Here is a 274-nt window from a genome sequence, read left to right on the forward strand (position 1 = left end):
GAAGGAAGCAGATGTAGACAGAGTCGTTGATCTTGCACTTCCTCATCTAATAAAAGCTGGGAAACTTCCAGAGGATATGGATGGAGAAGAAAGACAGTGGGCTCATGAATTAATTGCACTTCATCAAGAGAAATTAAGCTTTGGTGCAGAAATCGTTGAGTTAACAGAGTTGTTCTTTATGGCTGATATAGACTATAATGAAGAAGCTAAAGAAGTATTAGGTGAAGAACAGGTTCCTGAAGTAATGAAAGCTTTTAAGGAAAAAGTAGACGAA

The 274-nt window shown here is 37.6% G+C and carries 1 protein-coding gene; it reads left to right on the forward strand.

The genetic code is table 11. The features are described from left to right. Positions 1-274: hypothetical protein (locus AOA60_RS23450; RefSeq protein ID WP_368731589.1), on the forward strand; the 274-nt coding region annotated here is incomplete at both ends.

It is taken from the genome of Pseudomonas sp. 2822-17, assembly GCF_002742485.1.
GTDB lineage: Bacteria > Pseudomonadota > Gammaproteobacteria > Pseudomonadales > Pseudomonadaceae > Aquipseudomonas > Aquipseudomonas cyclaminis.